Source organism: Microbacterium sp. ARD31 (assembly GCF_031844425.1).
In genome coordinates this window covers 15,514-38,938 of sequence record NZ_JAUZVE010000021.1, presented here as the reverse complement: position 1 = coordinate 38,938, position 23,425 = coordinate 15,514, and the positions used below count along the sequence as shown (strand labels likewise).

The following is a 23,425-nucleotide window of genomic DNA, read 5'->3' as shown; positions in this document are numbered from 1 at the left end:
CGTGCACATCGTGATGTTCGCCGACCAGCACGTGGAGTCGCTGGGCGGGGCACAGGTGTCGATGCGGCTGCAGCGCCGGTACCTCGAGCGCGCCGGGCACACCGTCACGATCGTCGCGCCCGCGCTGCATGGGCCGCGGGCGCGGGCGGCAGTTCCCGCTCGCGCCGCCGCGGGACCCGCGTACGCGGACCTGCCGTCGGTGCCCATCACTTTCGACCGGGAGTACTCCGTCACGTGGCCGGGTGCCGCCGCCGACCGCCGGGTCGACGAGGCGCTCGCCTCGCGACCGCCGGTCGACCTCGTGCACGTGCAGGCGGACTTCTGGGGCGGATTCATCGGGCATCGCTTCGCCGCCCGTCACGGCCTGCCGGTGGTGCACACGATGCACAACCGCGTCGATGTGGGCATCGAGGCGACGACGCCCCTGCCGGGGCTGGTGCTGCGCGCGCTGAACCTGTGGCAGCGCCGAACGCTGTCGGCGGGCGGGGTGGGCGCCGGGGCCGGGGCTCCGGTGGACACCGGGGACGGCGGCCGCGCGCCAGGTGCCGGGCGCGGCGGGGATTCGGCCGCGAGTGTCGGGGCTGACGCCGGGGTCGGCGGCCGGGGCGTCCGCAGTACGCGCGACGGGTGGGCCTTCCTCCGCGGCTTCGCCGCGCGCTCGGATGCGGTCACCGCGCCCTCGAGCCACTTCGCGCGTCGCCTGGAAGACCACGGCGTGGTGCCCGGTCGCGGCGGTCGCGGCATCCGCTCAGGTGCGTCGGGGGGTGCTGACGCCGAGCCCCGGATCGACGTGGTGTGGAACGGCATCGACGACGACCTGCTCGACGCGGCGCTCGCCTCGGCTCCCGAAGTGCGACCGCCCGGCCCGCCCCGTCTGGTCTGGAGCGGACGGATGAGTCCCGAGAAGCGGCTGCTGCCCTTCCTCGAGGCGCTGGCTGTCTCGGGCGTGGTGGCAGACGTCGAGGTCATCGGCGGCGGTGCGCAGCTCGGCGCGGCGCGGCGGCTGCTCGAACGGCACCGCGCGGCCGCCACGGTGACGTTCGCGGGGCGGCTGCCGTACCCCGAGACGCTGCGGCGGATCGCCGCCGCCGACGCGCTGGTGCAGACCTCGATCGGCTTCGAGACGCAGGGGATGACGGTGTTCGAGGCCGGCGCCCTGGGAACCCCGTCGGTCGTCTCGGATCCCGACATCGCCGACGAGCTCGGCGCGGGGGTGTGGCGCGTCGAAGACGCCTCGGTCGATGCGCTGGCGGCGGCGCTGCGGTGCGTGGCGTCCCGTGTACCCGAGGGCACCGCGCCGACGCCCGACCCGACGCTGCGGACACGGTTCCGGCAGTCGTCGCGGACCGCGGCGATGCTCGAGGTGTACCGCCGCGTGCTCTGACCCGGCGTCGAGGATCACAACTCCTGCAGCCGGCCGGGGGTCGAGGATCACAACTCCTGCAGCCGGCCGGGTTCGAGGTCCCGGGATGCCGCGATTCCGCGTCTTTCCGGGGCTGCGGCTCGGTTCCTCGACCGGAGGTGCAGGAGTTGTGATCCGGTTCCGCCTCAGCCGACGGCACAGGTGCAGGAGTTGTGATCCGCCGACGGGCGGGTGTCGTCACGGGTGGCGGGTGGGGGTCTGGCGGTAGCCGTCGCGGGCGACGGTGACGAGCGTGCCGATGAGGCCGGCGACGCCGAGGGCGGTGAAGAAGATGAGCGTCAACATGGCAGGAACGCTACGCTTGCGCTCCGACTGCCACGAGTGGCAGGATGGTCACGGTTCGGCAGATTCCTGCCAGTCGCGAGGAGGCTCCCATGAAGACCGTCGCCGTCATCGTCCAGCCCGGTTTCGCTCCGTTCGAGTTCGGCCTCGCGTGCGAGGCGTTCGGCCTCGATCGCTCCAGCGACGGCATCCAGAACTTCGACTTCCGCATCGTGACACCCGAGCCGGGCGCGGTCGCGAGCAACATCTCGTTCTCGATCAACGTCGACAACGACCTCGCCTTCGCCGACGAGGCGGACCTGGTGGTCGTCACTCCCGTTCCGCGTTCGAGCTGGACCAGCGTCGACCGGCGGGTCGCCGACGTCGTGCGTCGCGCGGTCGACCGGGGCGCCTGGGTGCTGACGGTGTGCAGCGGAGCATTCGTCGTGGCGGCGTCCGGGGTGCTGGACGGGCGTCGGGCGACGACGCACTGGATGTACGCCGAGACGATGCAGCAGATGTATCCGCAGATCGAGGTCGATCCCGATGTGCTGTACGTCCAGGACGGCCGCATCATCACCAGCGCCGGCACGGCGGCCGGACTCGACGCATGCCTGCACCTGCTCCGTCAGGAGCTCGGCGCCGAGGCGGCCAACCGCATCGCCCGCCGCATGGTGGTCGCCCCGCAACGCGACGGCGGGCAGGCCCAGTTCATCGACAGCCCCCTGCCGGTGTCGGCGTCCCACTCGCTCGCACCGGTGACCGACTGGATGGTCGCCCATCTGCGCGAAGACCTCACGGTCGACCAGCTCGCGGCGAAGGCGCACATGTCGCCCCGCACGTTCGCCCGCCGGTTCAAAGCCGACTTCGGCACCACGCCTGCCGCGTGGCTCGCGCGCCAGCGGATCCTCCACGCCCAGCGATTGCTCGAATCCACCGACCTCGGACTCGATCGCATCGCGTACGAGGCGGGCTTCGGGTCGGCCGCCGTCCTGCGCCAGAACTTCGCCCGTGTCCTCGGCATCACGCCCACTGCGTATCGCACCCGGTTCTGCTGCACGGTCGAGATGACGGATGCCGCGGCGTCCACCCCGGCGACCCCTGCGGCCCAGGTGCTCGAACCCGTCGCCTGACGGCCCGCGCTCGCTCCGCACGGCCTCGGGTCCGTGGGCCCTGTTGTCGTTCCTGCACAGCGGTGGTAAAGTTGAGCCTGCTCGACTCAAGTTTGATCGGGCGAACGACCACGGGGAGAAGAATGAACGCCACGCAGCAGCCTGGGCAGGAGGACTCGCAGAGCGCCCTCGAGCAGTTCGGGATCAACCTGACCGACCGCGCTCGGCAGGGCAAGCTCGACCCGGTCATCGGCCGAGACGGCGAGATCCGGCGCGTCAGTCAGGTGCTGACACGCCGGACCAAGAACAACCCGGTGCTGATCGGCGAGCCGGGCGTCGGCAAGACCGCCGTCGTCGAGGGGCTCGCGCAGCGGATCGTGGCGGGCGACGTCGCCGAGTCCCTGAAAGACAAAGAGCTGGTCACCCTCGACATCTCGGCTCTCGTCGCCGGCGCGATGTATCGCGGCCAGTTCGAGGAGCGACTCAAGAGCGTCCTGAAGGAGATCACCGAGTCCGACGGCCGCATCATCACGTTCATCGACGAGTTGCACGTCCTCATGGGCGCGGGGGGCGGCGAGGGGTCGGTCGCGGCATCCAACATGCTCAAGCCCATGCTCGCGCGCGGCGAGCTGCGCCTCATCGGTGCGACGACGCTCAATGAGTATCGCGAATTCATCGAGAAGGATGCCGCTCTCGAACGCCGTTTCCAGCAGGTCTATGTCGGCGAACCCAGTGTCGAAGACACCGTCGCGATCCTCCGCGGGCTCAAGGGACGGTACGAGGCCCACCACGGTGTGACGATCAGCGACGGCGCGCTCGTGGCAGCGGCTGCGCTCAGCAACCGCTACATCCCCAGTCGGCAGCTTCCCGACAAGGCCATCGACCTGATCGACGAATCCATGAGCCGTCTGAAGATGGAGATCGATTCCAGCCCGGTCGAGATCGACCAGCTGCGGCGCCAGGTCGACCGGATGCGGCTCGAAGAGCTCGCGCTGAAGAAGGAGAAGGACGACGCGTCGAAGGAGCGGCGGACCAAGCTGCGCGAGCAGATGCAGACGGCCGAGGCCGAGCTGCAGGCACTCGAGGCGCGCTGGGAGCGCGAACGGGCGGGGCTCAACCGCGTCGGCGACCTGAAGAAGCAGTACGACCAGGCCGTGACCGACCGTGATCGGGCGCTGCGCGAAGGCGACTACCAGCGCGCATCCCGTCTGGAGTACGAGACGATCAAGCGCCTCCAGCACGAGATCGACGAGGCCGAGCGCGCTGAGCAGGACAGCACCGAGGAGCGCATGGTCAACGAGCAGGTGACGGATGAGGACATCGCGGCGGTCATCGCCGCGTGGACCGGCATCCCCGTCGGGCGTCTGCTGCAGGGCGAGACCGAGAAGCTCGTGCACCTCGAGGCCGAGCTCGGCAAGCGTCTGATCGGTCAGAAGCAGGCCGTGAAGGCGGTGGCGGATGCCGTCCGCCGCAGCCGCGCGGGCATCAGCGATCCGAACCGTCCGACCGGCTCGTTCCTGTTCCTCGGCCCCACCGGCGTCGGAAAGACCGAGCTGGCGAAGGCTCTCGCGGAGTTCCTGTTCGACGACGAGCACGCCATGGTGCGCATCGACATGTCGGAGTACGGCGAGAAGCACACCGTCTCGCGTCTCGTCGGCGCCCCTCCCGGGTACATCGGCTACGAGCAGGGCGGACAGCTGACCGAGGCGGTGCGCCGCAGGCCGTACTCGGTCGTGCTGCTCGACGAGGTCGAGAAGGCCCACCCCGAGGTCTTCGACGTGCTGTTGCAGGTCATGGACGACGGTCGCCTCACCGACGGGCAGGGCCGGACGGTCGACTTCAAGAACGTGATCCTGATCCTCACCTCGAACCTCGGCTCGCCGATCCTGATCGACCCGACCCTGTCGTTCGACGTCAAGCGCGAGCAGGTCCAGGCGCTCGTCCGCCAGGCGTTCAAGCCGGAGTTCGTGAACCGACTCGACGACATCGTGGTGTTCCAGACCCTCACGGAGGATGACCTCGCGCAGATCGTCGAACTCGCCGTCGACGCCCTGCAGCGCCGACTGCACGACCGTCGGCTCGAGCTGGCGGTCACCCCGGATGCGCGCACGTGGCTGTCGGAGCGCGGGTACGACCCGGTCTTCGGTGCCCGGCCGCTGCGCCGGCTCATCCAGTCCGAGATCCAGGACCGACTGGCCATGGGGCTGCTCTCGGGCGGCGTGCGCGACGGCGACCTCGTCACCGTCGACGTCGCCGCCGACGGGTCGCAGCTGGTGCTCACCAGCGCCGGCCCCCGGCCGGCCGCGCCCGAGGACGACGACGAGGTGATCGAGGCGATCCTCGAAGAGGACTGAAACGCCGTGTGCGACCATCGAGCGTGATGAACACGACCTGGGCCCGGGTGGCGGGCGCCCTCTGGGCGTCGACGCACCCCGGGCCCACGCTCGTGGTGACGGCACTCTCGTTCACGCTCGGTATCGCGGTGGGTCTCGAGCCGTGGCGTCTGGCCGTGCTCGCGCTCGCCGTCTTCGCCGGGCAGGTGTCGGTCGGCATCTCGAACGACGCGATCGATGTGGCCCGGGACCGGGCTGTCAGTCGAACCGACAAGCCCCTCGCCCGAGGCGACGTCTCGGTCCGTTCCGCCTGGGTGGCGGCGGGCGCGGCGGTGGTCGTCGCGCTGCTGCTGTCGGCGCTGCTCGGGGTAGGGATGCTGCTCGCGCACGCCCTCGCGCTGGCGTCCGCCTGGGCGTACAACGCGGGGCTCAAGGCCGCGGTGTGGTCGGTCGTGCCGTTCCTCGTGAGCTTCGGGCTCCTGCCGTCGCTCGCCACGCTGTCGGCACCGTCGCCCGCGATGGCTCCGCTGTGGGCCAGCGCCGCGGGGGCGGCGCTGGGCGCCGCGGTTCATCTCACCAACGTGCTGCCGGATCTTGCCGACGACGCCCGCACCGGCATCCGGGGTCTGCCCCATCGGCTCGGAGCCCGCGTGTCGGCTGTGGTGGCCGTCGCCGCGATCATGACCGGCGCCGTCGCGGTGCTCGTCGGCCCGGGAGCGAGCGCGCCCACCGCTGTCGCGTGGGTCTTCTTCGTCGCCGTCGCCGCCGTGGCGGCCGCGGCGCTGGTGCTCGCGCTCGTGCGGCCCCCCTCGCGCGCGCTCTTCCGCCTGGCGATGCTCGCGGCGCTGCTGCTCGCGACGCAGCTGGTGCTCACCTCCGCCCGGATCACGTGATCTGGACGCGGGGGCGGGGCGAGCGGGCAGGATGCCGGGAAGCAGCGTGCCGGCCACGTCACGTGATCTGGACGGCGGGCGAGCGGGCGGATGCCGGCGTGGCAGCGCGCCGATGGCTGATCAGGCGTCCCGATCGAAACCCATCGCGTAGGCGCGTGCGAAAAGCGGTCCGGTCAGGGGGCCGAGCATCGCGCGGACCAGCGCCTCTCGCGCGCCGGCGGATGCCCCCGGAAAAGCGCGACCGAGCCGGGTGTTGAACGCGGCCATGCCGGCTGCGGTGCGCGCCGACGTCACGCGGCGATACTCCCAGTGATCGAGCGCCGCAGTCGGCTCGATCCCGCTGTGCACCCACTGCGACAGCAAGGGGGCGAGCGTGACGGCGTCGAGCAGGCCGAGGTTCATCCCCTGACCGCCGATCGGGCTCACCTCGTGCGCGGCGTCGCCGACGACGGCCACTCGGCCCCGCCGCATCCGCGGGGCCACGATGCGGCGCACCCCGAACGTGGTCGCGTCCACGATGCCGTCCGCCGCGGCATCCCCCCGCGCGGCGACGGCCGTCCGCAACCGCTCGGCCGGCGTCGGCCCGCCCCCCTCTGTCGGAGCACCGGCTGCCGATCCGCCCGCGCCGGACATGCCGCTGCCGGCGTCGGTCATCCCGCGGTCCGCCTCTGCCGCGTCGCTGCCGCTGCCGGTCATCCGCCGGTCCGCCTCTGCCGCGTCGCTGCCGCCCGGATTCCACCCGGTCTCCGCGCCGGCCGCGTCCGCTCCGGCGAATCCGTCCCACGCGACGAAGCGTCGCAGACCGCCGGGCAGGGGGAACGACTCGAGCACCCCTGACGGATCGAGGTCGACCACCGCGACGGTCGGGTCGGCATCGGGCGTGGCCGCGGCATCCGTCATCACGTACCGATCGGGGTAGATCGTGCGCCGCAGCGCGCCGGGCCGGTAGACGAGGTCGCGCCCGCCGCCGCCCGTGGCCACGACGACGAGCGCCGCCTCGGTCTCGACCGGTCGCCCGCCGACCGCGTAGCGCACGCGCACGCGATCCCTCCGGGGCAGCAGGGCCGAGACCTGCGCTCCGCGGAGCGGCACGGGGGCGCGAGCGGCGAGGATGCGCTCGGTGTCGGCCTGCGGACGTGTCGCGACGAACGGGAAGCGGCTGCCGAGCCGGTCGAAGCGGACCACACCCAACGTCCGTCCGCGCGCGCGGGCGATACCTCGATCCACCCGCACGGCGCCGTCGAGCAGTTCGTCGGTCAGGCCGGCGCCCTCCAGCGCGGCGAGGGTGGCCGAATGGATGCCGATCGCCCGACTCCCGGCACCGGCGACGGGCCGGCGCTCGAACACCTCGACGTCCACGCCCCGACGGGCCAGCTCTCCGGCCAGCAGCAGGCCCACCGGACCCGCCCCGACGACGATGACGTCAGGCACGGGAACTCGTGGCCAGAAGACGGAACGGCGCCGGAGTCTCGACCCGCCACCCGGCACCGAGCGCGCGAGACAGCTCGTCGGGCCGGTAGCTCCGCCGGATCGAGCGCAGTCCGTCCGTGCGCAGGAACGTGCCGGGGGCGAAGGGGGTGATCCCGACGGCGTAGAGACCGTACGCGAGCCGGCCGCGGGCGATATCGCCGTGCAGCACGAGACCGGTCGCCGCCAGCGCGGTGGTCTCGGCGAAGTCGGCCAGTTCGTCGTCCGTGAGGTGGTGCAGCACGTGGTTCGACAGGACGACGTCGAAGTGCTCCCCCGCGTCGACGAGCGTGCGGGCGTCGGCGCGGACGAACTCCACGTTCGGCGGGACATCCCGGGCCGCGGCGACCTGGAGCGTGCGGGGATCGGGGTCCGCTCCCGTCCACTGCACCGAGAGCCCGTCGACGGCGCTCCATCCCGCCAGCCGTGCGACCAGGTCGCCGCCTCCCGCGCCGATGTCGAGCACCCTGGCGGGGCGTCCGAGGCCGGTGAGGAACGGCCGCAACCGCCGTCGGTAGACCGCGCCCCACCCTGCGACGAGGCGGTTGACGAGGTCGAAGCGCTCCAGCGTGGCGCGCAGCCGTTCGGGATCGCAGTCCGGGTCGTCCATCAGCTCGCGCAGGTCCTCGTCGCGGGCGGAGAGCCCGGCGCGCCGCACGGTGCCCGTTCGAGCCTCCGTACCCGGGCGCGGGCCGGTACCGGGGCGGGTGCCGGGGCTCGGGCGCGGGCCGGTACCCGGGCGTCGGGGGTCGCCGGGGCGCGGGCCGGTAGCCGGGCGCGGGCCGGAGCCCGGGCGCCCGGGGTCGCCGCCGGGGCCGGTGCCGCTCACCCCGCGACCGCCGCGCGCTTGGTCATCAGCGCCGACTCCACCGTCAGTCCCGGCCCGAACGCGAGACCCGCGATGCGGCTGCCGTCCGCGATCGCGTCGTCGTGGAGCATCGCCTGCAGGATGAACAGGATCGTGGCGCTCGACATGTTGCCGTAGTCGCGCAGCACGGCGCGCGAGGCCGCCAGGGCCGCCGCGTCGAGGCCGAGTCCCGCCTCGACGCGGTCGAGGACGCTGCGGCCGCCGGGATGCACCGCCCACGCGTCGGGAGCGTCCTCTGCGGCGAGGAAGGCGTCGACGGCGCCGCGGATCTCCCGCCCGACGATGCGCGGCACTTCGGCCGAGAGGGTCATCTCGAAGCCGTGGTCCCCGATCGTCCACACCATGTCCTCCTCGCCCTCGCCGGTCACCGCCGTGGCGAACCGTTCGAGATCGAGGCCGGGGCGATCGGAGCGCGCGGTGACCACCGCGGCGGCGGCGCCGTCGGCGAAGACCGACGACGCGACGATCTGCTGCGGGTCGCTGGATCCGCACACGTGCAGCGTGCACAGCTCGGTGCAGGCGACGAGCACAACGGCGTCGGGCTGCGCGTCTGTGAGGCGGGCGGCCAGGCGCAGCCCCGGCATCGCCGCGGCGCAGCCGATGAATCCCAGGTGGTAGCGCTCCACGGTGGTGGGCAGGTCGAGGTCGCGAACGAGTCGGTAGTCGGGGCCCGGGGCGAAGAACCCGGTGCACGAGACGGTGACGACATGCGTCACTTCGGATGCCGCGACGCCCGCGTCTCGCAGCGCTGCGCGCGCGGCCTCGGCCGTCAGAGCCGGGGCGAGCGCGGTGTACAGGTCGTTGCGTGCGCCGGTGGTGGGCTCGAGCAGGGCTGTGCCGTCGACGAAGGACGGGCCGGTTGCCCCTCCGCCCAGGGGAGCGGGGGTCGCCGCAGGGTCGGCGAGCTGGGTCAGCACCGTGTGGCGGCGGTCGATGGCCGCGGCGTCGAACGCCGCGTGGACCAGGCGCTGCGTCAGCCGATCGACGCCCGGCTGCCCGGCGAAGAAGTCCCGCACGCGCTCCTGCGACACGATCGTGGCGGGAACGGCGGTGCCGATCGACAGGATGCGCGCGGTCATGCACTCACCTAAGCACGCCGCCGGGTCCGTGCGGGTCGCGGTTGCGGGATCCGCCCGCGCACGCTACTCCCGGGCGAGCGGTGACGCGTGCGCACGCACCCCCGGGAGACGGCGTGTCGCGGGGCAAAGCGTGACGCGTGCGCACGCGTCACCGGGGCCTGAGGTCGGGGGACGCACCGCCAGACGGCCGGCGGCGGCGCGCTCGGCCCCGCCGCCGGCTCGAGGTCACGCGTCGACGAGCACCGACTCGTCGAGGGAGCGGCGGGTGCGGGGGGCGTTCTCGCGCGCCTGGAGCTCGTCCGAGGCCGCGCGGATGTCGCCCAGTTCGCCGACCGCGGCGATCGTCACCGGCGTGAGCTCGGGCGCCAGTTCGAACGCCTGGGACAGAGCGGCACGGTCGAAGCCGCCCATCTGGTGCGTCGACAGTCCGTTCGCGTGCGCCTGGATGGTGAAGTGCGCGGCGACCTGGCCGGTGTCGTACACGGCCCAGTCCAGCGTCTGGCCGTCACGCTCGGTCTCGGCGATGAAGACCACGAGCACGGCGGCGTCACCGGCCCAGGCGCTGTTGAAGCCGGCGAGGGTCTCGACGATGCGCGCGTGCTGGTCCGTGCCGCGGCGGGCGACGATGAGGCGCCACGGCTGCAGGTTCGCCGCGGTGGGCGTCCAGCGGGCGGCTTCGAGGGCGCTCGCGAGGGCGCTCTCGTCGATGGGCGCGTGCGCGTCGAAGATCCGGGTGCTCCAGCGCTCGGCGAGGACGTCGAGGATCGGTGCGTCGGTGTCGGCGGTGCGATCGATGGCAGTGGTCATGACTGACTCCCTGAGATGTTGCGGTTCGGTCGGGACGCCGTCGGCCCGATCTATGCAACGGAATGGAGTGCCGTTCATTCCCGACGATGTCAGGTACCGCGGATGCCGTCACCCGCGCTCGTCGGCGGGTGCGGCATCCGGAAGCTCCCTCATCCCCCAGAACGGGCCGATCACCACGAAGAGGGCCGACAGCACACCGCCGAGCGCGCCGATCCACATCGTCGGCACCGTGCCGAGCCACGTCCCCAAGGCGCCGGCCAGGAGCGCCGAGATCGGCATGACCCCCCAGACGACGAAGCGGATCGAGGCGTTCATGCGGCCGAGCAGCCGGCGAGGCGTGATGCGCTGGCGGAAGGTCACCTGGGTGATGTTGTAGAGCAGGACGGTGAACATCCCCAGGAATCCCTGCGCGACGAGCAGGGGGAAGGCGAGGTCGGGGACCCAGGCGGCGGCGGGCAGGGCGAGCCCCACCACCGAGAACCCGATCGAGCTGATCGGGATCGCGCGCGCCTCGCCGATCCAGCGCACGATGTGCGGGGTGGCCACGGCTCCGCAGAGGCCGCCGATCGCGCTGAGCGAGAAGATGACGCCCATCGCGGCGGGCGTCAATCCCAGCTCCCGCAGCAGGAAGATCGGCAGCAGGGTGAAGGTCAGCGTGCTGAAGAAGTTCGACACCGACGTCGTGCCCACGATGCGCCGCAGCAGCGGGTTGCCGAACACCCACCGCAGCCCCTCGCCGATCGACCGGAACAGCGGCGGGTGCTCGTCGGCGGGGGCGACCGTCTCGTCGTCGCGGGTGAACAGCAGCGCGATCATCGACGCGACGTAGGTGCCGACCGTGGCCAGGATCGCCACGGGAGCGGTCAATGCGGCGACCAGCCAGCCGCCCGCCGCGGGGCCCGCGATGCCGGCGAGCTGCGACGTCGACTCGAGCTTGCCGTTGGCCTCGGCGATCTGCGACGACCGCACCAGCGACGGCACGATCGACTGGTACGACACGTCGAAGAACACCGTCGCGATGCCGAGCACGAACGCGACGGCGATCATGTGCCAGATCTGCAGCACTCCGGCCCACCACAGCAGCGGCAGGCTCGCCAAGGCGACCGCGCGCACGGCGTCGGCGGCGATCATCACGTGCCGTTTGCGCACGCGGTCGATCCAGGCGCCGGCCGGCAGGCCGATGAGGAGGAACGCCGCGACGTTCGCCGCGGTGAGGACGCCGACCTCGAACTCGGAGGCGTCGAGCAGCAGCACCGCGAGAACCGGCACGGCGAGCTCGGTGATCTGCGCGCCGAACTGGCTGAACGCCTGCCCGCTCCACATGGTGAGGAAGTTGCCGTCCCGCCACAGCGATCCCGCACGCGATCCCGCACGCCGCTCCACCTGCGGCTCGACCGATTGAGACATGTCGATCAGTGTGAATCAGTCATTGAGAGAAGTCAATCGCTTCCCGTAGCATCGGGCGCATGACCCACCGCGACGATCCCGAGCACGCCGAGTTCGTCGCCCGCGCGCTCAGCTCGCCGCTGCGGCTGAGAATCCTGCGGCTGTGCGCCTTCGACTCCCGCACGAACAAGGAGCTCGCCGAGCTGCTCGCGGTCAACCCCGGCACGCTCCTGCATCATGTCCGCACGCTCGTCGAAGCGGGGATGCTCGCCCCGCAGCCCGAGCGCACCGGCGCCCGCGGCGCGCGGGAAGTGCCGTACCGGGCGACCGGCCTGTCGTGGCGCTCGCGCATCCCGAACCAGTCGGTCGTCATCATCGAGACGGTGCGGCAGCAGCTGGAGGGCGTCGACCCCGAAGAGGTCGACGTGTCGTGGCTCGGACTGCGCCTGAACGCCGAGCACAAGGCGGAGCTCGACCGGCGCCTCTACGACCTCCTGACGGAGTTCAAGGAGCGCGGCCCCGACCCCGGCGGAGATCCGTATTCGCTCGTCGTGATGACCCATCCCGACCTCAACCCGCCGTCCGCCGACGCCGACGACGCGGCCGATGCCGGCGGCCGAGCCGACCCTATGGACAACGCCACGGCGCGGGAGGATCGTTGACGCCGAGGGGGATGGAGCCTGAGGAGGCGGACATGTTCACAACCGACAATCCCTTCAGCAGCTTCTCGGTGGACGACATCGACGAAGCAGCGCGCTTCTACGGCGAGACGCTGGGCCTCCCGGTCCACGTCAACGCCGAGATGCGCGGCATGACGATCTCGCTGGCGCCGGGGGGCCACGTCTTCGTCTATGAGAAGGAGAACCACGAGCCGGCGTCGTTCACGGTGCTGAACTTCGGCGTCGACGACGTCGAAGCGGCCGTCGACGATCTCAACGGCCGGGGGATCACGACCAAGATCTACACCGACCCCGACTACGGCACCGACGAGAAGGGCATCTCGCGCGGCTTCGAGGACGGTCCCGACATCGCGTGGTTCCGCGACCCCGCCGGGAACGTCGTCGCCGTCGGCCAGATGGTCCCCGGGATGGTTCCCGAGTGAGCCGCGGGCGAGGCGCTCAGCCGGTGAGCGCCTCGCGCAGCTTGACGCGACCGCCCATCCGCAGCAGCGAGTTGCGGTAGATCTTCGCGCCGATCCCGATCGCGGCCACGCACGTGACCACGAGGATCACCAGCGACAGCAGCGGCTCCCACCACTGCGCCTCACCGAGGAAGAGGCGCATCGGCATGCCCACCGGCGCCGAGAACGGCACGTACGACATGATGCCGAGCACCAGCGGGTTGTCGAAGAAGAAGATGACGAGGAAGTACGGCGCCATCACGAGCATCGTCAGCGGCGTCGTGGTCGACCCGATGTCCTCCTGGCGCGAGACCATCGAGGCCGCGGCGGCGAACAGCGAGGCCAGCAGAACGAACCCGAACAGGAAGAACACGGCGAACCACGCGATCGGCCCCCCGAGTCCCTGCAGAAGTTCGGTCTGTCCGGTGACGGTGAGCCCGACGACGGCGATCGAGGCGAGAATGAGGATCTGACCCATCGCCAGCACGGTGTTGCCGATGACCTTGCCGGCGAGCAGCGTGCGCACCGGGATCGCCGAGATGAGCAGCTCCACCACGCGCGTCTGCTTCTCTTCGACGACGCTCTGCGCGATGGTGCCGCCGAACAGCGAGGCGGCCATGAGGAACACCACACCGAACCCGACCGCGGCGACGTACCCGAGCACGGCGGTCGCGCCCTCCGGATCGAGGATCTCCACCGGCGGCACCTGCGCGAGAGACAGCAGCAGCTGCGACGGCGGGGTGGATTCCACGAGCACGGCGAACCCGGTCGGCGATGCGGGATCGCCCACGATCGCCGCGTCCACGTCGCCGCCGGTGACGAGGGCCTCGGCGTCGCTGCGAGCGTCCACCTCGGTCACCTCGAGTCCCGGCACGTCCTCGACGAAGCGCTGCGCGTCGGTCGTCACCGCGACGGGGGTGCCGCTCTCGGAGGCGGCCGCGAACCCGCCCCACAGGACGAGCGCGAGGGCGCCCAGGAGAAGGATCGCGGTGGAGATGACGAACGCCTTGCTGCGCAGCTTCGAGCCGATCTCGCGCTCGGCGACGAGCCACGTGCTCGAGGCGGCGCTGGGTGCGGGCGCGGGGGTGCGGACGGTGCTCATCGGATGACCTCCTTGAAGATCTGGGCGAGAGACGGATGCCGGGGTGCGAAGCTCGCGACGTCGCCCTGGTCGACGGCGCGACGCAGCACGCGCTGGGCGGTCTGGTCGGAGTCGACGTCGAACACGGCGTAGCCGCCGTCGAATTCGACGACCTCGACTCCCGGCTCGGATCGCAGCCACCCGGCGTCGCCCGCCGACACCAGCTCGAATCGGCGCGCGGAGTGCTGCCGGCGAAGGTCGTCGCGGGTGCCGGCGGCGCGGATGGTGCCGCCGGAGATGATCACGAGGTCGTCGCAGAGCCGCTCGACGACGTCGAGCTGGTGGGACGAGAACAGGACGGCCGCGCCGGCCTCGGCGCGGCGCTGCAGCACCGAGGCGACCACGTCGACGGCCAGCGGGTCCAGGCCCGAGAACGGCTCGTCGAGGATCAGCACCTCGGGGTCGTGGACGAGGGCGGCGGCGATCTGCGCGCGCTGCTGGTTGCCGAGCGAGAGCGCTTCGACGTTGTCGTTCAGGCGTTCGCCGAGCCCGAGCTGCTCGAGCAGCTCGCGGGCGCGGGTCGCGGCATCCGTCTTGCCGAATCCGTGCAGGCGGGCGAGGTAGGTGATGTGCTCGTGCACCTTCATCTTCGGGTAGAGCCCGCGCTCCTCGGGCATGTAGCCGAAGCGACGACGATCGGATGCCGTCACCTCCACGCCGTCGAGGGTGACGGTGCCGGCGTCATGACCGAGGACGCCCAGGACGATCCGCATCGCGGTCGTCTTGCCGGCGCCGTTCCCGCCGACGAAGCCGGTGAGGCGGCCGGGGCGGACGGTGAACGACACCCCGTCGAGCGCCCGGCGCTCGCCGTAGTGCTTGGTGATCCCCTGAAGTTCGAGCATGGTTCCCACGCTACGGACGAGGGTTCCCTCACAGCATCCCCCGTGAGGCGGATATCGCAGCCGACGTCAGGCCAGACCGTGCCGGTGCGCCCACACGACCGCGGCCACGCGGTCGCGAGCGCCGAGCTTCTGCAGCACGTTCGACACGTGCGTCTTGACGGTCGCCTCGCCGATGTAGAGCGCACGCGCGATCTCGGCGTTGCTCATGGCCTGCGCGACGAGGCGCAGCACGTCGGTCTCGCGGTCGGTCAGCTCGGGGGTCGCGGCAGGCGGCGTGGTGACGGGCGCCGGACTCGGGGGAGACGCGGGTGCGAGCCGCGCGATGACCCGCCGGGTCACCTCGGGGGCCAGCAGCGCGTCGCCCGCCGCCGCCACGCGCACGGCGGAGACCAGCTCCTCGGGCCCGGCGTTCTTCAGCAGGAACCCGCTCGCCCCGGCCGACAGCGCCTCGAACAGGTAGTCGTCGCGGTCGAAGGTGGTGACGATCACGATCGCGGCGTCGACGGCGGCGTCGGCGGCGAGCAGGCGCGTGGCCTGGATCCCGTCCATGTCGGGCATCTGCACGTCCATGCACACGACGTCCGGACGCAGAGCGGATGCCGCGGCCACGGCCGCGCTGCCCGTCGCCGCCTCGCCCACGACGGCGATGTCGGGCTCGCTTTCGAGGATCATGCGGAAGCCGGCCCGCATGACGGCGTGGTCGTCCACGAGGAGCACCCGGATGGTCACGATGCGACCGCCTCGGCGCGGAGGGGCGCGCGCAGGCGCACGAGGAAGCCGCCGCGCTCGCGAGGGCCGACCTCGAGTTCGCCGCCCGACGCCGCCGCGCGCTCGCGCATGCCGACGATGCCGAGCCCCGGGCGGAACTCCCCGCGACCGCGACCGGTGTCGGTCACCTCGAGTTCGAGCGCGTCGGGGGTGTATCGCAGGCGCACGTCGGCGGTCGTGCCGGGGCCGCCGTGACGGCGGGCATTGGTGAGCGACTCCTGTGCGATGCGGAACGCGTTGACCTGCACCACGGCGGGAACGTCGACGGGGTTGCCGACGACCTGGAACGTCGTCGGAAGCCCGGTCGCCGAGGCGTGGACGACGAGGTCGCCGATGTTCTCGAGCCCGATGGTCGAGGGATCACCCGACTCGGCGTCGGTGGTCCGGAGCGTCTCGAGCAGATGGCGCAGTTCGTCCAGTGCCGAGCGGGCCGAGCCTTCGACGCCGCGGAGCGCGTCGCGCGCGGCGTCGGGGTCGCGGTCCATCACCGCCCGCGCGGCGCCCGCCTGCACCCCCATCGCCGAGACGTGGTGGGCGACGACGTCGTGCAGCTCGCGGGCGATGCGCACGCGGTCGAGGGCGACGGCCTGCGCCGCGGTCACCTCGCGTTCGCGCTCGAGCTCGTCGGTGCGCCGCTCGAGGTCGGCGCGCTCGAGGGCCGCCGCCCAGGCCCGGTCGCCCATGTAGTAGGCGCCGCCGAAGAACGCGGCGTTGACAAGGAACTGGATGAGCATGAACGCCACGAAGGGCGAGAAGAAGCCGACCCGCGACAGGCCCTCCTCGGTGGGCGCGGTCGCGGCCTGGAAGGTCGTCACCAGCAGCCAGATGAACATGCCGACGATGATCGCGATGCGGACGATCGCCGCCCGGCGGCGGTCCTCGACCCACGCGCCCACGGTGTACATCGCGATGAAGATCGCCACGTTTCCCACGTAGATCTCGGGGATGCGGGCCGAGACGGCCACGAAGAACGCCGCCGAGACGATGACGGCGACGATCTCGGGGAACCGGCGCCGCACGGCCAGGGGTGCCGTGAGGGCGACGGCATACAGCAGCGCCCACTCGACGCCCGCCGTCTCGTCGCCGAAGACGCCTGACACGGATCCGAGGGCGGTGCTCAGCACCGCCGCGACGAGGAGGCCGCCGGCGAGCCAGACGTCGGCGCGCAGATCGCGGGGGGTGGGACGGGCGCGGCGCAGCGCGGGCTCGGGCGGGCGAGGCATCCCTCCACGCTACGGGGGAGGCCGGCGCCCGGCATCCCCCTCACGGGGGATGGCGCCCGGCATCCCCCTCATGGGGGACTAGAAGATCATCGGGCGATCGTCGTCGTCCGCGCCGTCGAGGTCGAGGTCCACGACCACCGGCACGTGGTCGCTCGGGCCGTCGCCCTTGCGCTCCTCGCGGTGGATGGCCGCGCCGGCGACGGCGTCGGCGAGGGCGCGCGATCCGAGGATGAAGTCGATACGCATGCCCTGGTTGCGGGGGAAGCGGAGCTGCTTGTAGTCCCAGTAGGTGAAGCCTGCGGGCACGAGCGGGCGGACGACGTCCTGCAGACCGGCGGACTCCAGCGCCGCGAAGGCGTCGCGCTCGAGCGGCGAGACGTGGGTGGAGAACCCCGGAACGACCGCGGGGTCGCCGTTGTCGGCATCCGTCGGTGCGATGTTGAAGTCGCCGACGAGCGCAAGCGGAAGATCGGGGTCCGCCTGCAGGGTCGCCCGGGTGTGCTCTTCGAGCGCCTTCAGCCAGTGCAGCTTGTAGTCGTAATGAGGGTCGCCGAGCGCGCGGCCGTTCGGCACGTACAGGCTCCACACCCGCACCCCGCCGACGGTGGCGCCGATCGCCCGGGCCTCCTGCGGCGCGTCGGGCCCCTCATGGCCTTTGGCGAAGCCCGGCATCCCCGGAAAGGCGGTCTCGACGTCCTCGATCGGCTCGCGGCTGGCGATCGCGACGCCGTTCCACTGCGAGAAGCCGTGGGCCTCGACGTGGTAGCCGGCCTCCTCGAACTTCTCGAACGGGAACTGCTCGGCCTTGCACTTGATCTCCTGCATGGCGAGGACGTCGATGCTCTCGCGCACCGTGAAGTCGACGATCCGGTCGACGCGGGCACGGATGGAGTTGACGTTCCAGGTCGCAAGACGCATGGACCCCAGCATATTTCCCGGATGCCGGGGTCACAGCGCGCGGAGGATGTCCTCGACGCGGTCCTTGGCGTCGCCGAAGAGCATCGCGGTGTTCTCGCGGAAGAACAGCGGATTCTGCACACCGGCATACCCCGAGGCCATGGACCGTTTGAACACGATCACGTTCTCGGCCTCCCAGACCCGCAGCACCGGCATCCCGGCGATGGGGCTCGTGGGATCCTCGGCCGCGGCCGGATTGACGGTGTCGTTCGCGCCGATCACGAGCACCACCGTGGTGGCGGCGAGGTCGTCGTTGATCTCGTCCATCTCGAGCACGATGTCGTACGGCACCTTCGCCTCGGCCAGCAGCACGTTCATGTGGCCGGGCAGGCGACCGGCGACGGGGTGGATGCCGAACCTCACGTCCACGCCGCGTTCGCGCAGCTTCTCGGTCAACTCCGCAACCGGGTACTGCGCCTGCGCGACCGCCATGCCGTAGCCGGGGGTGATGACGACGCGGGAGGCGCCCGTGAGCATGTCGGCCACGGTCTCGGCGTCGATCTCGCGATGCTCGCCGTGGTCGGCGTCGTCGCCCCGCGGCGCCTCGATGCCGAAACCGCCGGCGATCACCGACAGGAACGACCGATTCATCGCCTTGCACATGATGTACGAGAGGTACGCACCCGACGAGCCCACGAGGGCGCCGGTGACGATCAGCAGGTCGTTGTTCAGCAGGAAGCCGGCCGCGGCGGCGGCCCAGCCCGAGTAGCTGTTGAGCATCGAGACGACGACCGGCATGTCGCCGCCGCCGATCGAGGCCACCAGGTGCCACCCGAGGGCGAGGGCGAGCAGGGTCACGGCGAGGAGGAGCCACAGCTCGGGCGTGATGACGTACCAGACGGTCAGCCCGACGAATGCGACGAGGGCGCCGAGGTTGAGCGCGTTCTTGCCAGGCAGGACCAGGGGCTTCGACGACATGCGGCCTGAGAGCTTCAGGAACGCCACGATCGACCCGGTGAAGGTCACGGCGCCGATGAAGACGCCGATGAAGACCTCGGCGTCATGGATGTCGGCGAGCGCTCCCTCGAGGCCGGTGTCGTACAGCGCCCCGTTCCAGCCGACCAGCACGGCGGCTGCGCCGACGAAGGAGTGCAGGAGGGCGATGAGCTCGGGCATGCCGGTCATCTCGACCTTGCGGGCCCGCCACAGGCCGATGGCGCCGCCGACGAGCATCGCCACGATCAGCAGCCCCAGCCCGAGCGCCGCCTGCGGCGACCCCCACGCTGACGACGCCGTGAGCCAGATCGTGGCGATCAGGGCGATCGCCATGCCGACGATGCCGAACGTCACGCCGCGGCGCGCGGTGTCGTGGCGGCTGAGCCCGGCCAGGCTGAGGATGAACAGCAGCGCGGCGATGAGGTACGCCGCGGTCGCGACCGACGCGGCGGTCATCGGGCGTCGCCCTTCGAGAACATGCCGAGCATGCGCCGGGTGACGGCGAACCCGCCGAAGATGTTGATGCTGGCCAGCAGCACGGCGACCGCCGCGAGGATCTGCACGACGAGCCCGGGCGCGGCCAGCTGCACGATCGCTCCGACGATGATGATGCCCGAGATCGCGTTCGTCACGCTCATGAGCGGCGTGTGCAGGGCGTGCGTGACCTTGCTGATGACGTAGAAGCCCACCACCACGGACAGCGTCAGGACCGTCAGGTGCTGCGGCAGCGGCTCGGGCGCGATGGCGCTGAGGCCGAAGAGGACCGCGGCGCCGGCGACGGCGAGCGCGGTCTTGGCCGTCCGGGAGAGGCCGATCTTCGCCGGCCGGGCGGCGGCTGCGGCATCCGTCGTCCTGGCCGGCGGGGCGGCCGAGACCTGCACGGGCGGGGGAGGCCACGTCGACCGGCCGTCGCGCACCACCGTCACACCGCGTTGCACGACGTCGTCGAAGTCGAGGACCACACGGCCGTCCTTGCCCGGGGTGAGCAGTTTCAGCAGGTTGAGCACGTTGGTGCCGTACAGCTGCGACGCCTGAGCGGGGAGCCGCCCGGCGAGATCGGTGTAGCCGAGGATCACGACGCCGTTGTCGGTGACCACCCGCTCGCCGGCCACCGAGCCCGCGACGTTCCCGCCCTGCGCGGCCGCCATGTCGACGATCACGCTGCCCGGCTTCATGCGTGCGACGTCGTCAGCGGTGATGAGGCGCGGCGCGGGCCGTCCGGGAATGAGCGCCGTGGTGATGATGATGTCGACGTCGGCCGCCTGCTCGCTGTAGATCTCGGCGGCGCGGCGGTCGTACGCCTCGCTCGTGGTCTTGGCATAGCCGTCGCTCGAGTCCATCTGCTCCGCCACCTCGACCGCGAGGTACTCGCCGCCGATCGAGCGCACCTGATCGGCGACCTCGGGTCGCGGGTCGGTGGCGCGGACGACGGCGCCCAGGCTCGACGCGGTGCCGATGGCGGCGAGCCCCGCGACGCCCGCGCCCGCGACGAGCACTTTCGCCGGCGGCACCTTGCCGGCCGCGGTCACCTGACCGGTGAAGAAGCGGCCGAACTCGTGGGCGGCCTCGACCACGGCGCGGTAACCGGAGATGTTCGCCATCGAGCTCAGCACGTCCATCGACTGCGCGCGGGAGATGCGCGGCACCGCGTCCATCGCCAGTGCGGTGATCCCGCGAGTGGACAGTGCCTCGACGAGATCCGGTCGCAGCGCGGGCGAGAGCATCCCGATGAGTGTCGCGCCATCCGACAGACGTGCGATGTCGGCGGGCTGCGGCGGCGCGATGGTGAGGACCACGTCCGCCGCCCACGCGGTCGCCTCGTCGACGACGGTCGCGCCGGCATCCGCGTACGCCTGATCGGGGAAGGCGGATGCCGCACCCGCCCCCGCGGCCAGCACGACCTCGTAGCCGAGCGCGACGATCTTCTGCACGGTGAGCGGGGTGGCCGCGACGCGGTTCTCGCCGGGCGGTTCGGCGACGATGCCGATGCGCGTCATGGCTGCTCCAATGCTGCGCGCGTGCTGCACCGCTCGCGCGCGGGTCTCGACACGACTCTAGGGGCGACGCGGGCCGGCTCGGCCGCGTCGCCACGGTATCGACCGGTGGCGCGGGACGAAGAGGGGATTTATAGACTCGGGACCATGACCGTCGCGTCCACTCCCGAACTCGAAGCCGACCGCCAGTATCTGATCGCCCTGATCCAGGACGAGGCGGTGTTCCACGGCGACTTCACCCTGTCGAGCGGTGCGCAGGCGACGTACTACGTCGACATGCGCAAGCTGACCCTCGACCATCGCGCGGCGCCCTCGATCGGCCGCATCATGCTCGACCTCATCCGCGACGTGGACGGCATCGTCGCCGTCGGCGGTCTCACGCTCGGCGCCGATCCCATCGCCAACGCGGTCATGCACGAGTCGGCGCGCACCCACAAGCCGCTCGACGCCTTCGTGGTGCGCAAGGAGCCCAAGGACCACGGCCGCGGCCGCCAGGTCGAGGGCGCCGATGTCGCGGGCAAGCGCGTGGTTGTCGTCGAAGACACCTCGACCACGGGGCAGTCGGCGCTCAAGGCGGTCGAGGCACTGCGGCGCGAAGGCGCGGAGCCGGTCGCCGTCGCCGTCATCGTCGATCGCAAGACCGGTGCGCAGGCCGCGGTCGAGGCCGAGGGCCTGCAGTGGCTCGCCGCCATCGACCTCGACGACCTCGGGCTCGCGCCGCAGTAGCCCCCTCGTCGCACCCGGTCGATCTCGGGGGCGAGGGACGATTCAGTCGCGTCCCCGGCTGCGCCACCACTGCCACACGAACACGCTGAGCGTGCCGAGGATCGTGATGAAGGCGACCCCGAAGAGCAGATTCTGCTCGACCTCGCTGATCATGGGCGTCTCCCCTCCGCCGCCTCGGCGACGATGTCCTCGACGGTAGAAGTCAGATGCCCTCGGGCATCTCCGATTCGACCGGCTCGTCGGGCAGCAGATCGGCGACCGAGTCCAGCACCTCGCTGGGCCGGAAGGGATAGCGCTCGATCTCGGCCGGGTCGCTGATGCCGGTGAGGACGAGCACGGTGTGAAGGCCCGCTTCGATGCCGGCGACGATGTCGGTGTCCATGCGGTCGCCGATCATGCCGGTGTTCTCGGAGTGCGCGCCGATCCGGTTGAGCGCCGAACGGAACATCATGGGATTGGGCTTGCCCACGACGTAGGGCTCTTTGCCCGTGGCCTTGGTGATGAGGGCCGAGATGGCACCCGTAGCGGGCAGCACGCCTTCGGTCGACGGGCCGGTCGCGTCGGGATTGGTCGCGATGAAGCGGGCTCCGCGGCCGATGAAGCGGATCGCCTTGGTGATCGCCTCGAACGAGTAGTTGCGGGTCTCGCCCACGACGACGTAGTCGGGGTCGGTCTCGGTCATGATGAACCCGGCCTCGTGCAGCGCGGTGGTCAGCCCCGCCTCGCCGATGACGAACGCGGTGCCGCCCGGCAGCTGCGTCCGCAGGAAGTCGGCGGTCGCCAGCGCCGAAGTCCAGATGGACTCCTCGGGCACGACCAGACCCGAGGCGCGCAGACGGGCGCTGAGGTCACGCGGGGTGAAGATCGAGTTGTTCGTGAGCACCAGGAACGGTGTGCCGGTGCTGCGCCAGTGCTCGAGCAGCTCGCTCGCTCCGGGGATCGGCGTGTTCTCGTGCACCAGGACGCCGTCCATGTCGGTGAGCCAGCATTCGATCTCGGCGCGCGTCGGCATGCGACCAGACTAGGCCCGGATGCCGGTGGTCCGCCGTTGCGGAACCGCTGACCGGGCGCGGTGCCGCCGTCGTTCGCCGGTGCGGGCGTAGGGTCGGACCGTGGCGCGCGAGCGATGGGACCCCGAGCGGCTCCCCGACCTGTCCGGGCGCTCGTACCTCGTCACCGGGGCCAACGCCGGCCTCGGCTACTTCGCCACCGAGCAGCTCGTGCGCGCCGGAGCCGGGGTCGTCATGACCGGGCGCAGCCCGAACCGCCTCGCGACGGCGCGCGCGGCCCTGCACCGCCGCGTTCCGGACGCCGAACCGTGGCAGATCGAGACCCTGCTGCTCGACACCAGCAACCTCGGATCGGTCCGTGCGGCTGCGGCGACGGCCGGGATGCGCCGGCGTCTGGACGGACTTCTCCTCAACGCCGGGATCGTGCACCCTCCGCGTGAGCGCCGCACCACCGCCGACGGCAATGAGCTCGTCCTCGCCACGAACGTCCTGGGGCACTTCGCGCTCGCCGGGGCACTGCTGACCACCCTGGCCGCGGGCGGGGGCCGCATGGTGTGGGTCGGGAGCGTGTCCACGTCACTGTGGCGCTACGACCCGATCGACCCGCAGCTCGCCGAGGGGTACACCGCGTGGCGCGCGTACGTGCAGTCGAAGGTCGCCACGACCGCCCTAGGCTTCGCCGCCGACCGGCATCTGCGCGAGGCGGGCGTGGGCGTCTCGAGTGTCGTCGCACACCCCGGCTATGCGATCCGGGGGCGGACCCCCGGCATCCTCGGGGTGAACGAGCCGAGCCGGGGCAAACGATTCGTCGACAACCTGCAGAGCCCGATCGCGCAGTCGAAGGAGCACGGTGCGTGGCCGCTGGTGCGCGCGCTCGTCGATCCCGCGATCGAGGGCGGCGAGTACTGGGGGCCCCGGTGGGTCACCCACGGCGAGCCGCGACGTCAGTCCGCCGCCGCGATCACCCGGGACGACGAGGTCGCCGAACGACTGTGGCACGCCGCAGAAGACGCCACCGGCGTCCGCTGGCCGCTTGCGAAGGCGGCGCGCGTCAGGCGGTGAGCCCGGCGGAAGGGCGT

The 23,425-nt window shown here is 71.6% G+C and carries 21 protein-coding genes; 8 read left to right on the top strand and 13 right to left on the bottom strand.

Features of this window, described 5'->3' with window-relative positions:
- The first annotated feature begins 1 nt into the window (after position 1).
- The 4 genes from Q9S36_RS31945 (at position 2) to Q9S36_RS31930 (ending at position 6,022) form a co-directional block, all read left to right on the top strand.
- On the top strand, positions 2 to 1,384 hold the full coding sequence (locus Q9S36_RS31945) for a glycosyltransferase family 4 protein (protein ID WP_311288861.1): 1,383 nt from the start codon (positions 2 to 4) through the stop codon (positions 1,382 to 1,384).
- Between the two features lie 413 nt (positions 1,385 to 1,797).
- Positions 1,798 to 2,817, top strand: a complete 1,020-nt coding sequence (locus Q9S36_RS31940) for a helix-turn-helix domain-containing protein (RefSeq protein ID WP_311288860.1) — start codon at positions 1,798 to 1,800, stop codon at positions 2,815 to 2,817.
- A 122-nt stretch (positions 2,818 to 2,939) separates the two neighbouring features.
- On the top strand, positions 2,940 to 5,150 hold the full coding sequence (locus Q9S36_RS31935; protein ID WP_311288859.1) for an AAA family ATPase: 2,211 nt from the start codon (positions 2,940 to 2,942) through the stop codon (positions 5,148 to 5,150).
- 26 nt (positions 5,151 to 5,176) lie between these two features.
- Complete coding sequence (locus Q9S36_RS31930; RefSeq protein WP_311288858.1) at positions 5,177 to 6,022, top strand: UbiA family prenyltransferase; 846 nt, start codon at positions 5,177 to 5,179, stop codon at positions 6,020 to 6,022.
- A gap of 120 nt (positions 6,023 to 6,142) precedes the next feature.
- On the opposite strand, the gene Q9S36_RS31925 is transcribed toward Q9S36_RS31930, so the two are convergent.
- From Q9S36_RS31925 to Q9S36_RS31905, 5 genes are all read right to left on the bottom strand, one after another.
- Positions 6,143 to 7,453, bottom strand: a complete 1,311-nt coding sequence (locus tag Q9S36_RS31925) for an NAD(P)/FAD-dependent oxidoreductase (RefSeq protein WP_311288857.1) — start codon at positions 7,451 to 7,453, stop codon at positions 6,143 to 6,145.
- Positions 7,446 to 8,099: a methyltransferase domain-containing protein gene (locus Q9S36_RS31920; protein WP_311288953.1), complete on the bottom strand. Its 654-nt coding sequence runs from the start codon at positions 8,097 to 8,099 to the stop codon at positions 7,446 to 7,448. The genes Q9S36_RS31925 and Q9S36_RS31920 overlap by 8 nt, the downstream gene beginning before the upstream one ends.
- Positions 8,100 to 8,314: 215 nt before the next feature.
- Positions 8,315 to 9,436, bottom strand: a complete 1,122-nt coding sequence (locus Q9S36_RS31915) for a type III polyketide synthase (RefSeq protein WP_311288856.1) — start codon at positions 9,434 to 9,436, stop codon at positions 8,315 to 8,317.
- A 225-nt stretch (positions 9,437 to 9,661) separates the two neighbouring features.
- Entirely contained in the window at positions 9,662 to 10,243 is a 582-nt protein-coding gene (locus tag Q9S36_RS31910; RefSeq protein WP_251452793.1) for a nitroreductase family protein, read from the bottom strand.
- A 108-nt stretch (positions 10,244 to 10,351) separates the two neighbouring features.
- Positions 10,352 to 11,650 (bottom strand): MFS transporter, encoded by a 1,299-nt coding sequence (locus Q9S36_RS31905; RefSeq protein WP_251452791.1) that lies wholly within the window; start codon positions 11,648 to 11,650, stop codon positions 10,352 to 10,354.
- 59 nt (positions 11,651 to 11,709) lie between these two features.
- Between Q9S36_RS31905 and Q9S36_RS31900 the strand changes: the two genes are divergently transcribed.
- Positions 11,710 to 12,291, top strand: coding sequence for a winged helix-turn-helix domain-containing protein (locus Q9S36_RS31900; protein ID WP_311288855.1), 582 nt, complete (start codon positions 11,710 to 11,712; stop codon positions 12,289 to 12,291).
- A gap of 32 nt (positions 12,292 to 12,323) precedes the next feature.
- Positions 12,324 to 12,731 (top strand): VOC family protein, encoded by a 408-nt coding sequence (locus tag Q9S36_RS31895; protein ID WP_251452786.1) that lies wholly within the window; start codon positions 12,324 to 12,326, stop codon positions 12,729 to 12,731.
- Between the two features lie 16 nt (positions 12,732 to 12,747).
- On the opposite strand, the gene Q9S36_RS31890 is transcribed toward Q9S36_RS31895, so the two are convergent.
- The 7 genes from Q9S36_RS31890 to Q9S36_RS31860 form a co-directional block, all read right to left on the bottom strand.
- The gene (locus Q9S36_RS31890; protein ID WP_311288854.1) at positions 12,748 to 13,851 is read right to left on the bottom strand and encodes an ABC transporter permease; all 1,104 of its coding nucleotides are present in this window, start codon (positions 13,849 to 13,851) and stop codon (positions 12,748 to 12,750) included.
- On the bottom strand, positions 13,848 to 14,732 hold the full coding sequence (locus Q9S36_RS31885; protein ID WP_311288853.1) for an ATP-binding cassette domain-containing protein: 885 nt from the start codon (positions 14,730 to 14,732) through the stop codon (positions 13,848 to 13,850). Before Q9S36_RS31885 ends, Q9S36_RS31890 begins: the two co-directional genes overlap by 4 nt.
- A 66-nt stretch (positions 14,733 to 14,798) precedes the next feature.
- Positions 14,799 to 15,464 carry a response regulator gene (locus Q9S36_RS31880; RefSeq protein WP_396653893.1) on the bottom strand — a complete coding sequence of 222 codons (666 nt, stop codon included), beginning with the start codon at positions 15,462 to 15,464 and terminating at the stop codon, positions 14,799 to 14,801.
- Positions 15,458 to 16,723: a sensor histidine kinase gene (locus tag Q9S36_RS31875; RefSeq protein ID WP_311288852.1), complete on the bottom strand. Its 1,266-nt coding sequence runs from the start codon at positions 16,721 to 16,723 to the stop codon at positions 15,458 to 15,460. The genes Q9S36_RS31880 and Q9S36_RS31875 overlap by 7 nt, the downstream gene beginning before the upstream one ends.
- 78 nt (positions 16,724 to 16,801) lie before the next feature.
- Positions 16,802 to 17,641, bottom strand: coding sequence for an exodeoxyribonuclease III (locus Q9S36_RS31870; RefSeq protein ID WP_311288851.1), 840 nt, complete (start codon positions 17,639 to 17,641; stop codon positions 16,802 to 16,804).
- A gap of 30 nt (positions 17,642 to 17,671) precedes the next feature.
- A complete protein-coding gene (gene pntB, locus Q9S36_RS31865; protein ID WP_311288850.1) occupies positions 17,672 to 19,072 on the bottom strand; it encodes a Re/Si-specific NAD(P)(+) transhydrogenase subunit beta in 1,401 nt (466 codons plus the stop codon).
- Positions 19,069 to 20,613: a Re/Si-specific NAD(P)(+) transhydrogenase subunit alpha gene (locus Q9S36_RS31860; RefSeq protein ID WP_311288849.1), complete on the bottom strand. Its 1,545-nt coding sequence runs from the start codon at positions 20,611 to 20,613 to the stop codon at positions 19,069 to 19,071. Before Q9S36_RS31860 ends, pntB begins: the two co-directional genes overlap by 4 nt.
- Positions 20,614 to 20,757: 144 nt before the next feature.
- On the opposite strand from Q9S36_RS31860, the gene pyrE reads away from it, so the two are divergent.
- Positions 20,758 to 21,336 (top strand): orotate phosphoribosyltransferase, encoded by a 579-nt coding sequence (gene pyrE, locus Q9S36_RS31855; protein ID WP_311288848.1) that lies wholly within the window; start codon positions 20,758 to 20,760, stop codon positions 21,334 to 21,336.
- A 202-nt stretch (positions 21,337 to 21,538) separates the two neighbouring features.
- On the opposite strand, the gene Q9S36_RS31850 is transcribed toward pyrE, so the two are convergent.
- Complete coding sequence (locus Q9S36_RS31850; RefSeq protein WP_251452733.1) at positions 21,539 to 22,348, bottom strand: HAD-IIA family hydrolase; 810 nt, start codon at positions 22,346 to 22,348, stop codon at positions 21,539 to 21,541.
- 100 nt (positions 22,349 to 22,448) lie between these two features.
- Here Q9S36_RS31850 and Q9S36_RS31845 point away from each other — a divergent pair, with 100 nt between their 5' ends.
- The gene (locus Q9S36_RS31845) at positions 22,449 to 23,408 is read left to right on the top strand and encodes an SDR family NAD(P)-dependent oxidoreductase (RefSeq protein ID WP_311288847.1); all 960 of its coding nucleotides are present in this window, start codon (positions 22,449 to 22,451) and stop codon (positions 23,406 to 23,408) included.
- The last annotated feature ends 17 nt before the right edge of the window (positions 23,409 to 23,425 follow it).

Bases quoted from the DNA above. Each gene is read 5' to 3' on its own strand.
- Q9S36_RS31875 (WP_311288852.1), bottom strand. From the start codon at position 16,723: ATGCCTCGCCCGCCCGAGCCCGCGCTGCGCCGCGCCCGTCCCACCCCC.
- Q9S36_RS31935 (WP_311288859.1), top strand. From the start codon at position 2,940: ATGAACGCCACGCAGCAGCCTGGGCAGGAGGACTCGCAGAGCGCCCTC.
- Q9S36_RS31915 (WP_311288856.1), bottom strand. From the start codon at position 9,436: ATGACCGCGCGCATCCTGTCGATCGGCACCGCCGTTCCCGCCACGATC.
- Q9S36_RS31920 (WP_311288953.1), bottom strand. From the start codon at position 8,099: ATGGACGACCCGGACTGCGATCCCGAACGGCTGCGCGCCACGCTGGAG.
- Q9S36_RS31890 (WP_311288854.1), bottom strand. From the start codon at position 13,851: ATGAGCACCGTCCGCACCCCCGCGCCCGCACCCAGCGCCGCCTCGAGC.
- Q9S36_RS31860 (WP_311288849.1), bottom strand. From the start codon at position 20,613: ATGACGCGCATCGGCATCGTCGCCGAACCGCCCGGCGAGAACCGCGTC.
- Q9S36_RS31940 (WP_311288860.1), top strand. From the start codon at position 1,798: ATGAAGACCGTCGCCGTCATCGTCCAGCCCGGTTTCGCTCCGTTCGAG.
- Q9S36_RS31850 (WP_251452733.1), bottom strand. From the start codon at position 22,348: ATGCCGACGCGCGCCGAGATCGAATGCTGGCTCACCGACATGGACGGC.
- pntB (WP_311288850.1), bottom strand. From the start codon at position 19,072: ATGACCGCCGCGTCGGTCGCGACCGCGGCGTACCTCATCGCCGCGCTG.
- Q9S36_RS31870 (WP_311288851.1), bottom strand. From the start codon at position 17,641: ATGCGTCTTGCGACCTGGAACGTCAACTCCATCCGTGCCCGCGTCGAC.
- pyrE (WP_311288848.1), top strand. From the start codon at position 20,758: ATGACCGTCGCGTCCACTCCCGAACTCGAAGCCGACCGCCAGTATCTG.
- Q9S36_RS31885 (WP_311288853.1), bottom strand. From the start codon at position 14,732: ATGCTCGAACTTCAGGGGATCACCAAGCACTACGGCGAGCGCCGGGCG.
- Q9S36_RS31895 (WP_251452786.1), top strand. From the start codon at position 12,324: ATGTTCACAACCGACAATCCCTTCAGCAGCTTCTCGGTGGACGACATC.
- Q9S36_RS31900 (WP_311288855.1), top strand. From the start codon at position 11,710: ATGACCCACCGCGACGATCCCGAGCACGCCGAGTTCGTCGCCCGCGCG.
- Q9S36_RS31905 (WP_251452791.1), bottom strand. From the start codon at position 11,650: ATGTCTCAATCGGTCGAGCCGCAGGTGGAGCGGCGTGCGGGATCGCGT.
- Q9S36_RS31910 (WP_251452793.1), bottom strand. From the start codon at position 10,243: ATGACCACTGCCATCGATCGCACCGCCGACACCGACGCACCGATCCTC.
- Q9S36_RS31930 (WP_311288858.1), top strand. From the start codon at position 5,177: ATGAACACGACCTGGGCCCGGGTGGCGGGCGCCCTCTGGGCGTCGACG.